Here is a 13,344-nt window from a genome sequence, read left to right as displayed (position 1 = left end):
GAAGACGATGCTGGCCACTGCACCAGAGGTTGATGTTCTGATTGTTGGAGCCGGAATTTCCGGCATCGGCATGGCCGCGCACATGCAAATGAAATCGCCGCATCACTCCTATGCGATCGTCGAACAGCGCGACAATTTGGGCGGGACTTGGGATCTGTTCCGCTATCCCGGCATCCGCTCTGACAGCGATATGCACACGCTTGGCTTTGATTTTGAGCCGTGGCGGCATGAGAAAAGCATCGCGGATGCGCCGTCGATCCTCGAATACCTCAACCGGATCGCGGATGAGCGCGGCATTCGCCAGCACATCCGCTTCGGCCACAAAGTGATCGCTGCCGATTTCCGCGATGATGAAGCGCGCTGGCATGTCGAGCTGGAGCAGGCAGGCGGCACGCGCACCCGCATCACAGCGAACTTCCTCTACCTCGGCTCTGGCTATTACGACTATGACGAGCCGTTCGACCCTGGATTTGATCTGGGTGATTTTGAAGGTCAGGTTCTGCACCCGCAATTCTGGCCAGAGGACTTAGACTACACCGGCAAACGCGTGGTGGTGATCGGCTCCGGCGCGACGGCGGTCACGATTGTTCCCAGCATGGCGGACAAAGCCGCGCATGTGACCATGCTCCAGCGCACGCCAACTTGGATGGCGTCGCAGCCCGCGAAGGATTGGTTCGCCAACACCATACGCAAGATCCTGCCGGACAGTCTCGCCTATCGGATCACTCGGTTTAAAAACATCCGCATGCAGGATTTCGTCTTCAAAACGGCGCGAAAGAAGCCGGAGAAAGTTAAAGACGCGCTGCATAAGAAGATCGAGAAAGCGCTCGGCCCGAACTACGACAAGGCGAGCTTTACCCCGCCTTATGACCCATGGGATCAACGCCTGTGCCTGGTGCCTGACGATGATCTTTTCGCGGCGATGAATGCGGGCAAGGCTGCGGTTGTTACCGGGCATATTGCGAAGTTTGAGAAAGGAGGCGTTCGCCTGAAATCAGGCGAGCTGATCGAGGCGGATATCGTCGTAACGGCGACCGGGCTAAAGCTCGCCGTCGCGGGCAAGATCGCGCTCAGCCAGAATGGCGTGCCCACCGATCTAAGCCAGCGCTTTTACTATAAAGGCTGCATGTTCTCGAACCTTCCCAACCTTGCGGTGGTGTTCGGCTATCTCAATGCCAGCTGGACACTGAGAGCGGATATCAACTCAGATTACATCTGCCGTTTGCTGGAGCACATGCGCAAGACCGGCGCGGCCATCGCCACCCCAGCCCTCACGCCAGAGGCCGAAGCCGCCTTGGAAGAGGACGATATTTTCGACTTCTCCAGCGGCTATATCCAGCGCGGCAAGCACATCATGCCAAGGAACGCGGTCGAATACCCATGGCGGCTCAATCAGGAATATGTGCTCGACCGCAAACGCATGGCGAGCGATCCGCTCGACGATGGCTGGCTGAAGTTTAGCAATGCCAGCGAAGACGCAGGTGCATCCGGCGGCGAGCTGGAAGCGGCAGAATAGGCACGTCGGCCAGACGCGCAAACGCTTGAGGTCAAAGCAAGAGTCTCCTAACCCCCTGCCCATGACCACATCGGACAAAATCTGGACAGCGGGCCTTGTCATTATTGGCGATGAGATCCTCTCCGGCCGCACCCAAGACAAGAACATTGCACAGGTCGCATCCTGGCTTCAGGTGCAAGGCATCCGTCTGGCAGAGGTGCGCGTGGTGCCCGATGTGGAGGACACGATCGTTGAGGCGGTCAACGCTCTGCGCGCGGACAATGACTATCTCTTCACCACCGGCGGGATCGGCCCAACGCATGACGACATCACGGTCGATGCCGTCTCCAAGGCGCTCGGCGTGCCGGTTGTCATCAATGAAGAAGCGCGCGCGCTGCTGACCCGGTATTATGAAGACAAGGGCGGCATCAACGAAGGCAGGCTGCGCATGGCCCGCGTGCCCGAGGGCGCCGAGCTGATCCCCAATCGCATGTCCGGCGCGCCCGGTATCCGGCGGGGCAATGTGATCCTGATGGCAGGCGTTCCGCATATCGCCGCTGGCATGCTGGATGCGCTCACCGGAAAGCTGGAAGGCGGCGCGCCGCTGATCACAGAAACCGTCGGCTGCTGGATCGCGGAAAGCGAAGTTGCAAACCTGTTGATCGAGGTCGAACAGGCCCATGAGGGATGCCAGATCGGCTCCTACCCCTTCTTTCGCGAAGGCAAAGTGGGCGCCAATTTCGTCCTGCGCTCAACTGAAAAAGACACACTCAAGTCTGCTGTAGATTCGCTGTGCGATGGGCTAGCAACAAGCGGCTATGATTTCACGCCGGGCGGTATTTAACCAGAAACCGGCAAAGATTGGCGCGTCCTTACAAGGAATCGCCGTTATTTCTATTTCGGACAAAAGCAAATTGCGTCATCTTCTGCTTGCCTGAGCAAAGGGGAGATTGTGCGATGCCTAACCCATCACCTTCCGTCATTACCGCACTTGCGCCGAGCAATGTGCGCCCCTTGGGAAAGACTGCTGATGGCCATCCCGTTGTGCGCGTGGAAGCCGGACCAGATGGTGAGCGCGCGGACTATATTATAGGCGATGCCGGCGCGGTGGCGCTCGAAGGCGAGGCGATCAACCGGGCTGAGGCCAATTCCATCCAGGTGGATGACAATCTGATCGAAGTTGTGGCTCAGCGCCGCGCAAGCTTTGAACACGCCTATGTCGAGGCCCTGTTTGGCGGCGCTCCGCCCAGCGGCACAATCGAAGACGTCGTCAACAATGCGATGCGCTGGATCGCGATCCTGCCCGACAGCACGCGCGTAGACGTAAAGCGCGGCCTGTTTCTGCTGGAGCTGTGGCTGCGGCGCAGCTTCACCGAGCTATCCATTGCAGAGCGTCAGCAGCGCCTGACCGACAAGATTGCGGAGGCTGACTTTGGCATCATCCGCTCGCTTGGGCGGCTGAGGACAGTGTTCTACTCCGCCTATTATCAGCAACCTGGCAGCTGGAACGGGATCGGGTTCGTCCCGCCGCAATCACGCGCCAATGCAAAGCCATTTGCGGACACGGATGATCTCACCTGCAGCGATTTAGCCGATACCGAGGATTGTGACTGGCTCGTGATTGGCTCCGGCGCGGGCGGAGCCGCCGCAGCTGCCGCGCTCGCGGCCAAAGGCGACAATGTTCTGATCATCGAAAAGGGTGACTATTGGTCAACGGCGGAAATCCGTCACCGCGACGCAGAGCAATATGCCGGCATGTATATTGGCGGCGGGCTGATGACCTCCAGCAACCGCGAAATTGCGATCCTTCAGGCCGAGTGTATTGGCGGATCATCGCTGGTGAACAATGGCATTTGCTTTCGCCCCGATCAGCCCAATCCGCATCCGCGCACGCAGGATGTGATCCAGCATTGGAAAGACGAATACGGCGTTGATGTGAACGCGGGCGGCAAGCTGACTGCCGCATTCGATCATTTGTGGACCCGGCTGGGCATTGCCGAGATCCCCGAGGAAATATCCGGGCCCAACGGCGCGCATCTGCGCAACGCCTGGAATGCGTTTAAGGCTCAGGGTCATGGCCGCGCCGACGATGCCAATGTCGAGGCCGCGCGGTTTGAGAAGAATTATGGCCACGGCTCGCGCGAATGTTGGGGCTGCGGCTATTGCAATTCTGGCTGCCCCTATGATCGCAAGAGCTCGGTGGTCCAAACCCTGCTGAAAGACGCGCTGGCAGCTGGCGCGCGCATTGCAGAGAACACCGCCGCCTTTCGCATCAATATCGGCTGGAACCTGCACAACAAGCCGGTGAAATCGGTTGAGGCGCGGCAAAATGGCCGCCATGTGCGCATTCGCCCGGCCAAGGGCGCGATTATTGCCGCCGGTACAGGCGCCTCCTCGGCGCTGATGGAGCGGTTCGATTTTGCCGATGTTGGTGAGCAGATTGCCTGCAATCTCGCCTGCCCCGTGATCGCCAAAATGCCGCATGCGGTGAACAGCTGGGACGGCGTGCAAATGGGAACCTATGTCGACCGCGGCGATCACCTGATCGAGAGCTGGTTCCACCCGCCCGCGACATTCTCAGCCTCGATGGGCGGATGGTTTGGCGAATATGTCCGCCGGATGGAATCCTATTCCAACCTCGTGTGCCTCGGCATCCTTATGCCGGTCAGCGATATGGGCGAAGTGAAAGGCGGGAATTTCCGCGTTAAGCTGAAACGCAAGCACCGCGAGCAATTGCGTGGGTTTGTTGTTGATGCCGTCAAGATGCACTTCGCCGGTGGAGCAGAAGAGGTTTATCTCCCCACCTCCAGCAATGTCACCGTGCGGCCGGGCGACGATATTGAGGCTTTGGTGGAGCAACACCTCAAGGACGGGCACGACTTCATCGTTAGCACGTCCCACCCGCAAGGCGGCAATGTGATGGGCTCCAATCCCAACCGTTCTGTGGTGGGCGCAGACCTGAAAGTGCACGGCACCGGCAACCTCTATGTCGCCGATGCGAGCGTGTTCCCCTCCTCCATCCGGATCAACGCGCAAATGTTTACCATGGCGATGGCGCATTCAGCCTTCGCATAACGGGATTTTGGCATGGTCGATCAAACGACCTTTTAACCCTTTTTCGCTATCCCGCAGGCGCGATGACGCAGGCATTTATCACGATTGATACCGAGTATTCCTCGGGGCTGTTTACCGGCGCGGATAAGGCTGCGCGCGAAGACAATTTTGCGCGCTCGATCGCCTGCATCACGCCCGATGGCCCAGCGGGGATCACCCACAAGCTCGCCAAATTCGCCGAGCACGATGTGAAGGCGGTGTTTTTCGTCGATCCGATGCCCGCCATGATCTGGGGCATTGCCGCAATCGAAGATGTGGTCGGGCCGATCATCGAGGCTGGCCAGGATGTTCAGCTGCATTGCCACACCGAATGGCTGGAATTGGCCGGGTCCAAAGCCGTCCTCAAAGACCGCACAGGCGGCCATATCAAAGATTTCACCTTCGAAGAGCAATGCCAACTGCTCGAATATGCGCGCGATGTCCTGATCGCGGCGGGCGCGCCCAAACCGGTTGCCTTTAGAGCGGGCAATTATGGCGCAAACAACGATACATTGCGGGCGCTGGCCGCCATTGGCATCCGCTATGACAGCAGCCACTGCCCCGCTCTGGTTGGGCGCGGTCCGTGCGAGATTGACCTGACAGAGCGCGACCGCTCGCCAATGCTGCACGAGGGCATCATCGAAGTGCCCGTGGGCGCGATTGCGACCATCACCGGCGGGCTGCGGCATGCTCAGCTGACTGCGCTATCGCTGGGCGAGATGACCGCCGCATTGCGCTATGCGCGCAGCACCAATCAGCCCAGCTTCACGCTGGTGACGCACAGTTTTGAACTGGTCAATCGCAGCAAGATGACGCTGAACCGGGTCGTAAACGCACGCTTTGAGGGGCTGTGCAAAGCGCTCGCCGATATGGAGGGCGTGACCAGCGGCAATTACCGTGACACCCCGCCGCTGCATGGCTCGGCCTCTAACCCGCTGCCGTCTGATCCGCTGCCCGCGAACCCGCTGCGCACAGGCTGGCGTCTGGCCGAGCAGCTTGCCTCGAACACGCTTTACGGCTCGCTTTGATGGCTGGGGCTAGCACCTCGATTGACTTCACAGTCGGTTCGCGGCGGCTGCTGTCCGTTGGCCGGGAGCTATCGACTTGGGCCTTTTCATTGCAAGATGTGCTGGCAGCCGATGACGCGCCACCAAACGCTCCGCAGTCCGGACCCGACGGAGTGCGCGTCCTCTCCGCGCCGCGTTCCGCCGTGCCGGCGATCCAGGCGCAATTCCCGCAGCATCTGATCGGCGGGCGGCAGGATTATCAGCGCCACTATATCGATATGCGCCCCGCGATCTGCCCCAGCTATGAAGACTACCTCGCCCGCTTTTCCGGCAAAACCCGCTCAACGCTGAGGCGCAAGCAGCGCAAGCTGGCGAGCGAAGCCGGAGAGAGCTTCGCAATCACAGAGCACCGCACTCCGCAAGAGGTTGAGGCGTTTCTGAACGCCGCTCTGCCTTTGTCAGCCAAGACCTATCAGGCGCGCTTGCTGGATGCCGGCCTGCCAGAGACACCCGAGGCGCATGCAGCAATGCTCGCCAAGGCTGAGACGGGTGAAATGCGCTGCTATCTGCTGCACGCTGGTAGCAAAGCGATTGCTTACCTCGCGCTGCCGATCACCGGCCAAACTCTGGTCTATGCGCATCTTGGCTACGACCCGGACTGGTCGCGCTGGTCACCGGGCACTGTGCTGCAAATGGAGGCGCTGGAGCGGCTGTTCGCGGAAGAGCGCTTTGCTTACTTTGATTTCACCGAAGGCACGGGCTCGCACAAAGCCATGTTCGGCACCGACAGCGCAGATTGCACTAGCTTCGTATTGCTGGAGCCAACGCTGGCCAACCGCGCTCTGCTGAGCGGACGAGCAGGCTTCGACAATCTGGTCGCTGGCACAAAGAGCCTAGCAGCTCGCACCGGCGCGCTCGGCAAAATGCGCGGCTTGCTAAGGGCCTAGATACAAAAAGGGCCGGAAGCGTAAGCTCCCAGCCCTTTCTATCAGTTTGAACCAATCGGTTCCGAAGGAACCGCAACGCCGACTGGCCGCCCGCAGCGATGCGACCGTAAGGTCGCATGAGCGAGGAAGCGAGAGCGCGGATGCGCACTCACCCCAGTCAAATTAAGCGCCTTCGATTTCCGCGAAGTCGATCTTAACGCCTGGGCCCATGGTCGAGGTCAGAGTGACCTTCTTCACATACTTGCCCTTCGCGCCGGTTGGCTTGGCTTTGACGATCGCTTGCGTCAGCGCTTCAAAGTTTGCCTTCAACGCATCGTCAGAGAACGACAGCTTGCCGATGCCGGTGTGGACGATGCCCATCTTCTCAACGCGGAACTCAACCTGGCCGCCCTTGGCGTCCTTAACGGCTTGCTCAACGTTTGGAGTGACCGTGCCCAGCTTCGGGTTTGGCATCAGGCCCTTTGGACCCAGCACCTTACCGAGGCGGCCAACAACGCCCATCATGTCCGGGGTCGCGATGATCCGGTCATAGTCGAGATTGCCAGCCTGCATGTCTTCCATAAGGTCTTCCGCGCCGACCTTATCAGCGCCAGCGGCAGTCGCCTTGTCCGCATTGTCGCCGCGCGCAAACACAGCAACTTTTACGTCTTTACCAGTGCCTGATGGCAGCGACACCATGCCGCGAACCATTTGGTCGGCGTGGCGCGGGTCAACGCCCAGGTTCATCGCGATTTCGACGGTTTCGTCGAACTTCTTGGACGCATGCTCGCGCAGGGTCTTGATCGCGTCGTCAACGCCGTAGAGCTTTTCTAAATCGAGCTCAGCGCGCAGTTTTTGATTTTTGGTAAGCTTCGGCATGATCAGCCCTCCACCACTTCGAGGCCCATCGAACGAGCAGAGCCCGCGATGATCTTCACAGCCTGGTCAATATCGTTCGCGTTGAGGTCAGCCATTTTCGCCTCAGCGATTTCCTTCAGCGCGCTGGTCTTGATCGATCCAGCAACAACCTTGCCCGGCTCGCCAGAGCCTTTCTTCAGCTTCGCAGCCTTCTTGATGAAGTACGATGCTGGCGGGGTTTTGGTGGTGAAGGTGAACGAGCGGTCCGCATAAACCGTGATGGTGGTTGGGATCGGAGCGTTCTTCTCAAGGTCCTGTGTTGCGGCGTTAAACGCCTTACAGAATTCCATGATGTTCACGCCGCGCTGACCCAATGCTGGGCCGATTGGCGGTGATGGGTTTGCTGTACCAGCTGGAACTTGCAGCTTGATATAGCCTTCAATTTTCTTGGCCACGTAGGGCCTCCTTTCACACTGTCAGATGCGCGTTTCAGCCCACCTGCATGTTAAGCGGTCAAACAGCCCATTTACATGAGCCTCCCGCACGAGATTTTCCGCCGCATTGCACAATGCTCTGCCGAGGAAGCAGCGCACATAACGCGGCGCAGGTAAAAAGCAAGCAAATTGACGGTCAGACGCGGTCTGTAAACCAGCCTGAAAACGGCTCAGCTTTGCCCGCGACAACGCGCCAGCTCAGCGCGCGGCGTTTTCATACCCTTGGTTCGGCTGGTGAGGTGGTACCTGCGGCATAGCTCGCAGCGATAGGCGCGCAGCTTAAATGGGGCAGCCTCAGCGGCAGCCTCAGCCTCATCGACAGAGGCAAATCGCGCTTTCTTGCGGCAGATTGAGGGCTTGGTCTTCACAGAAGGCGCTTTTGCCGCCTCTAGTGCAACGACAACAAGCTACTTGACCAGTTCAACCTGTTCGAAGTCGAGCTCAACCGGGGTTGCCCGGCCGAAGATCGAGACGGAGACCTTGACCTTCGCTTTGTCGAAGTCGAGCTCTTCCACCACGCCGTTGAAGCTGGCGAATGGACCGTCGAGCACTTTGACGCTGTCGCCAATTTCGTAATCGACGCTGACCTGCTGCTTGGGCGCAGCCTTCGCTTCTTCGACGCCGCCAAAATAGCGCGCGGCCTCTTTTTCGCTGATTGGTTGCGGCTTGTTGTTATTGCCCAGAAAGCCGGTGACCTTCGGGGTGTTTTTGACGAGGTGATAAATGTCGTCATTCATCCGCAGCTTCGCCAGAACATAGCCCGGCATAAACTTACGCTCGACCTGAACCTTCTTGCCGCGTTTCACTTCGGTAATGGTCTCGGTCGGCACTTCGACTTCTTCGACGCCCTCGGACAAGCCAAGCCGCTCAGCCTCAGAGATGATCGCCTCTTTGACCTTGTTTTCGAAGCCCGAATAAGCGTGGATGATGTACCAGCGAGCCATGATTAATCCCTAGAAAGTCGAAAATGAACCGGTGAGCCGAGCGGGAGGGGAACCTCGCCGCACGGTCAAATTATGCGAGTGTGAGCAGCCAGCTGACGATAGCGCTGAAGACAGAATCGACGGCAAGGAAGAACAACGACAAGATCACCATCATGATAAAGACGAAGATCGCAGTGCGGATCGTCTCTTCACGCGTCGGCCACACAACCTTGCTGGTCTCAGACCGAACCTGGTTCATGAACTCAGCGGGTGATGTTCTGCTCTTTTTCTCTTCGGCCATAATGCTAAGCCTTATCGTCCTTGAATACTCTCGCGGGTCTTTCCGCCATAGACTTTCAGGTAGGGTTCTACGCCGCCCCGGACAAGGTCCGGGAGGGGCTGGTCTGATTATCAATGTCTGAAAGACGGCTGCGTGCTTACTCGCGAGCCGCAGCAATAGCAAGCGTTCTCAATGGCGAAATCGGATTTCGAAGCCCGCTTACACAGGGAAAGTTAAAATGCTAGCCAAGGCGCAGGCACGGCTCTAGCGTGCGCGGCTTCATGCCCATGGGATTACCCTGGGCGCTCGCTACAAATACAATTCCTTTGGGGGATCGCCGAATCATGGCAGCAACAGACACCGGATCTATGAGTTTGATTGATCGCGTCACCAATGTTTCAGACTTCATCTGGGGCGGCACGTGGAACGGCGAGCAGGTCCTGCAGATCGCGGGTCAGCCAGTTCCGCCGATGACGATCATTTTGCTGGGCATTGGCCTGTACATCATGTTCGGCCTGCGGTTCTTCCCAATCCGCCAATTGGGCAGTTCTTTCAAAGGGCTGTTCAAAAGCCGCAAGGGCGAAGGCGAGGGGGAGATTTCTCCATTTGCCGCCCTGTCGACCGCTCTATCTGGCCAAGTTGGCACAGGTAACCTCGCCGGTGTGGCAACCGCCATCGCACTCGGCGGACCGGGCGCGATTTTCTGGATGTGGGTGACCGCGCTGATCGGTATGGCGCTGGCATTTGCTGAGGGCTCGCTCGCGATCCGGTACCGCGAAAAGACCAGCGACGGCGTCTATCGCGGTGGCCCGATGAGCTACATTATGATGGGGCTAGGGCCGAAATACACTTGGCTGGCGATCTTCTTCTGTATCGGAACTTTGTTCTCCGCGCTTGTGACCGGCAACTCGATCCAGGCCAATGCGGTTGCAGATGGCCTCAACGAGCTGTTTGGCATTGAAGAAGCCATTGGCGGCGCGATTGTCGCCATTGCGGTGTTCATTGTGATCATCGGCGGGATCAAATCGATCGGCGGCGTCGCTGAGAAGATCATTCCGTTCATGGCGGGTGCCTATATCATCATGGCAATCGTCGCGCTGATCCTGAACATTGCAGACATTCCGGCGACCTTTGGCCTGATCTTCCACGGTGCGTTTAACCCCCAGGCGGCAACCGGCGGCTTTGCTGGCGCAGCGATCATGCTGGCGATCAGGGCCGGTGTTGCGCGCGGGCTGTTCTCTAACGAGGCAGGTCAGGGTTCGACCCCAATCGCTCACGCGGTGGCGCAAACCAACGATCCGCAGCAGCAGGGCCGCATGGCTATGCTGGGCACGTTCATTGATACGATTGTTATCTGTACCATGACCGCGCTGGTGATCCTGACGGTGCAAGGCGACTTCACTGGCGACGGTGTCGCGGTGGCACATGCATGGAATTCGGACCTCGAGGGCTTTGCCATGACGTCCGGCGCATTCGCCGCAGCCTTCCCACTTGAGATCGCAAGCATTCCAATCGGAACGCTGATCGCATCGACTGCGCTGATCCTGTTTGTGTTCACCACCCTGCTCACCTGGAGCTATTACGGCGAACGCGCGATCACCTTCATCTATGACCGTATCCCGGGCTCGACCCGGGGCGGCGAGAAGATCTTGCACATGATTTGGCGCGTTCTGTGGTGCGTTGTAATCTACCTCGGCAGCACGCTCGACCTGACTTTGGTCTGGCGTCTCGGCGATATCTCAAACGCGGCCATGGCATTGCCGAACCTCTTGGCTCTGGTCTTGCTATCGGGCGTGGTGTTCAAGCTCGCCCAAGGCGATAAGACAGCGGGCAAGGACTACCGGGCCGACACACCGGAAGAGCCTGAAGAGTACTAAGGCTAAGGCCGCCTGAACTGGGCGGCCTCATCCCTTCACCAAAACCATTAAGGGCCGGTCTGCCAGGTACAGGCCGGCCCTTTTTAGGGTATGAGACATGAGAAGCTATCGGACCGCGAGAAAGCGGCCCGTGGTTCAGCGTTTGAAAAACAAGCGAACAAAGCGTTCGCCTGCGCCAGGTTCATCACAGTCCATCGAGCGGATGGGGCCATGCTTTTTCCGCCGCAGCAGCTCGTCGGTGTATGGTCTAGGGCTAGACCAGCGATCTCGCTTGCTGACGCTTGGGCTGATTACACCTGACAGACGCCTTTCCATGAATAGCTCCATGCTGCTGGCCTACCGAGATTGTCATCGCGCCGGGCCGGGGTTTCGTATGGCTCAAAGTCGTTCGCAAGGAACGACCGTTCAACTACGGTGTACCCCCAATTGACCCGCCAATAATTGTCGGAACGCGACAATCTCTCCGGCGGGCCAGTTTTCAGTGGCGCATTGGGTCGCCGCCCAGCCAAACGGCGTGTGCGCGCAGGCACAACTCGCTCGAGTCGCTGGTGCTGTTTTTCGAATGCGGGAAAAATGGCAGGGGCACAGAGACTCGAACTCTGGACCTTCGGTTTTGGAGACCGACGCTCTACCAACTGAGCTACGCCCCTGCATGGGCGGGCTGCGCATTAGATCAGCAAATCGCGATAGGCAACACAAGATCAACATACTTATGGTGAGGCCGCCTGTCATCCTGCTATAGGCAGGCGCGATATGCACTCGCCCTTCCCTCCGCCGATCCCGCCCGACATGCTGCTGCTGGCCTATCAAAGCGGCATTTTCCCAATGGCGGACAGGCGCGATGATCCCGATGTGTTTTGGGTCGAGCCGCGTGAGCGGGCGATTGTGCCGCTCGATACGTTTCGCATGTCGAAATCATTGCGCAAGACGGTGCGCCAGGATCGCTTTACCGTCACGCTCAACCGCGATTTCGCCGCGGTGATGCAGGCCTGCGCCGCGCCGCGTCCGGGCCATCCAGAAAGCTGGATCAGCGAGCGGATCATTGCCAGCTACAAAGAGCTGCACGCGCATGGATCGGCGCATTCGATCGAATGCTGGATCACGCCAGAGGACGAGGGCGACTCCAGCGCGCCAGTCCTCGCAGGCGGGCTTTATGGCGTATCGTTCGACCGGGTGTTCTGCGGGGAGAGCATGTTTTCGCGCGCGGACAATGCCAGCAAGGTTGCGCTGGTGTGGCTCGTCGCGCTGCTGCGGCACGCGGGATATGAGCTGCTCGACTGCCAGTTCATGACCGACCATCTCGCCTCTTTGGGCGCGGTAGAAATGCCCCAGTCAGACTATCTGAAATTGGTCGAGCAAGCCCGCGAGGCGCCGCCTCGGCTCCGTCTCAATCAAGCGTTTAGAGAATTCGCCGATCCCGGCATTCATTCCCCGCCTCACTCTTCGCCAGGGAAGGCCATCGCGCAGTCTTTGACCCAGACGTCATAGACCGGGTGCTCGACCACATTCAGGCTGGGCGAGTTCTTGAACAGCCAGCCGGAAAAGACCGTACCGAAATCATCTGAGCCGCGTTCTTGCACCAGCAACTGGACAAAGGCGCCGGTTTCCTGCGGCATTTCCCATGGAGCGGTGCGCTCACACGCCTGCAAGCGGATTACGACCGGGCCAGAACGGCGGGTCTCACCGGGCTTAATCTCAAAATCCTGGCTTACATTGTTGCGCTTGTTCAGCAGGCCAATGGTCGCCACGCGTTCGGTCATCGGGGTTGCGCCCTCGACTTCCTCAACGTCAATTTCGGAAACTTCAGAGCCTTCCAAGCCTTCGGGCACTTCGGTCGCGCGGGCGGCAGGCTCCGCTTCAGGAGCGCCGCTGTCGCACGCAGCCAAGGCCAGCGCCAAGACGGGAATGAAGGCCGCGCGCATCAGGCTCACCCCTCTGGGGTCCACGCCTCGTAATCTCCGACAGCGCGGGCGCGTTTGCCGCCTTTTTCCAGCGCGCCTTGCGGGCGGTACGCTTGGGCTGTGCCGGTGGCGTTCGGGGTGTAATCCGCTTCCCAAATCTTCGCCGGGGGCAGATTGCTCTCTGGCACGTCATCAAACGAGCCGTGCAGCCAGCCGTGCCATTCTGATGGCACCCGGCTGGAATCGTTGGCGCCATTGTAGATCACCCAGCGCCGCTCGCGGCTGATGTTGGAGCCATCAGGCTTGCCATCCGCGCGCGGGTTCTTGCTCTGGCGATAATATTTATTGCCCTGCGCATCGCTGCCAACGTGCTCGCCATTGCGGCCAGACCACAGAAGCGTGCCGATGGTGGCGCCGTCCCACCAAGTGAAGATTTTTCCGAATAATCCCATGGGCGAAGCGATTAGTATGATTCGAGGCTGGCTTCAAG

The 13,344-nt window shown here is 59.1% G+C and carries 13 protein-coding genes and 1 tRNA gene; 7 read left to right on the top strand and 7 right to left on the bottom strand.

The features are described from left to right. Positions 1-7: 7 nt before the first annotated feature. The 5 genes from AC0V6V_RS11060 to AC0V6V_RS11040 all read left to right on the top strand — a co-directional run bounded on the left by AC0V6V_RS11060 (position 8) and on the right by AC0V6V_RS11040 (position 6,542). Positions 8-1,516: a flavin-containing monooxygenase gene (locus AC0V6V_RS11060; protein WP_486165439.1), complete on the top strand. Its 1,509-nt coding sequence runs from the start codon at positions 8-10 to the stop codon at positions 1,514-1,516. 61 nt (positions 1,517-1,577) lie between these two features. Continuing rightward, positions 1,578-2,339 carry a competence/damage-inducible protein A gene (locus tag AC0V6V_RS11055; RefSeq protein ID WP_486165438.1) on the top strand — a complete coding sequence of 254 codons (762 nt, stop codon included), beginning with the start codon at positions 1,578-1,580 and terminating at the stop codon, positions 2,337-2,339. Between the two features lie 113 nt (positions 2,340-2,452). After that, positions 2,453-4,570, top strand: a complete 2,118-nt coding sequence (locus AC0V6V_RS11050) for a GMC family oxidoreductase (protein ID WP_486165437.1) — start codon at positions 2,453-2,455, stop codon at positions 4,568-4,570. 62 nt (positions 4,571-4,632) lie between these two features. After that, positions 4,633-5,616 (top strand): polysaccharide deacetylase family protein, encoded by a 984-nt coding sequence (locus AC0V6V_RS11045; RefSeq protein ID WP_486165436.1) that lies wholly within the window; start codon positions 4,633-4,635, stop codon positions 5,614-5,616. Beyond that, complete coding sequence (locus tag AC0V6V_RS11040; protein WP_486165435.1) at positions 5,616-6,542, top strand: GNAT family N-acetyltransferase; 927 nt, start codon at positions 5,616-5,618, stop codon at positions 6,540-6,542. The genes AC0V6V_RS11045 and AC0V6V_RS11040 overlap by 1 nt, the downstream gene beginning before the upstream one ends. Positions 6,543-6,704: 162 nt before the next feature. Here AC0V6V_RS11040 and rplA read toward each other — a convergent pair whose 3' ends face one another. From rplA to secE, 4 genes are all read right to left on the bottom strand, one after another. Then, entirely contained in the window at positions 6,705-7,400 is a 696-nt protein-coding gene (gene rplA, locus AC0V6V_RS11035; RefSeq protein ID WP_486166335.1) for a 50S ribosomal protein L1, read from the bottom strand. Positions 7,401-7,402: 2 nt separating this feature from the next. Further along, positions 7,403-7,834 carry a 50S ribosomal protein L11 gene (gene rplK / locus AC0V6V_RS11030; RefSeq protein WP_472644255.1) on the bottom strand — a complete coding sequence of 144 codons (432 nt, stop codon included), beginning with the start codon at positions 7,832-7,834 and terminating at the stop codon, positions 7,403-7,405. A gap of 446 nt (positions 7,835-8,280) precedes the next feature. After that, positions 8,281-8,817, bottom strand: a complete 537-nt coding sequence (nusG, locus tag AC0V6V_RS11025) for a transcription termination/antitermination protein NusG (protein WP_472644252.1) — start codon at positions 8,815-8,817, stop codon at positions 8,281-8,283. 70 nt (positions 8,818-8,887) lie between these two features. Beyond that, positions 8,888-9,097: a preprotein translocase subunit SecE gene (gene secE, locus AC0V6V_RS11020; RefSeq protein WP_486137396.1), complete on the bottom strand. Its 210-nt coding sequence runs from the start codon at positions 9,095-9,097 to the stop codon at positions 8,888-8,890. A 323-nt stretch (positions 9,098-9,420) separates the two neighbouring features. Between secE and AC0V6V_RS11015 the strand changes: the two genes are divergently transcribed. Next, a complete protein-coding gene (locus tag AC0V6V_RS11015; RefSeq protein ID WP_486165433.1) occupies positions 9,421-10,953 on the top strand; it encodes an alanine/glycine:cation symporter family protein in 1,533 nt (510 codons plus the stop codon). Positions 10,954-11,527: 574 nt separating this feature from the next. On the opposite strand, the gene AC0V6V_RS11010 is transcribed toward AC0V6V_RS11015, so the two are convergent. Further along, a tRNA-Trp gene (locus AC0V6V_RS11010) sits at positions 11,528-11,603 on the bottom strand. Positions 11,604-11,706: 103 nt separating this feature from the next. On the opposite strand from AC0V6V_RS11010, the gene aat reads away from it, so the two are divergent. Then, entirely contained in the window at positions 11,707-12,441 is a 735-nt protein-coding gene (gene aat, locus AC0V6V_RS11005) for a leucyl/phenylalanyl-tRNA--protein transferase (protein WP_486165432.1), read from the top strand. Here the strand turns inward: aat and AC0V6V_RS11000 are convergent. Next, positions 12,390-12,875 (bottom strand): DUF2155 domain-containing protein, encoded by a 486-nt coding sequence (locus AC0V6V_RS11000; protein WP_486165431.1) that lies wholly within the window; start codon positions 12,873-12,875, stop codon positions 12,390-12,392. The genes aat and AC0V6V_RS11000 overlap by 52 nt on opposite strands. Before the next feature lie 5 nt (positions 12,876-12,880). Then, complete coding sequence (locus tag AC0V6V_RS10995) at positions 12,881-13,306, bottom strand: NADH:ubiquinone oxidoreductase subunit NDUFA12 (RefSeq protein ID WP_486137400.1); 426 nt, start codon at positions 13,304-13,306, stop codon at positions 12,881-12,883. Between the last annotated feature and the right edge of the window lie 38 nt (positions 13,307-13,344).

The sequence above is a fragment of the Erythrobacter sp. S249 genome (genome assembly GCF_057364975.1).
This window is presented reverse-complemented; position numbering and strand designations above follow the sequence as displayed.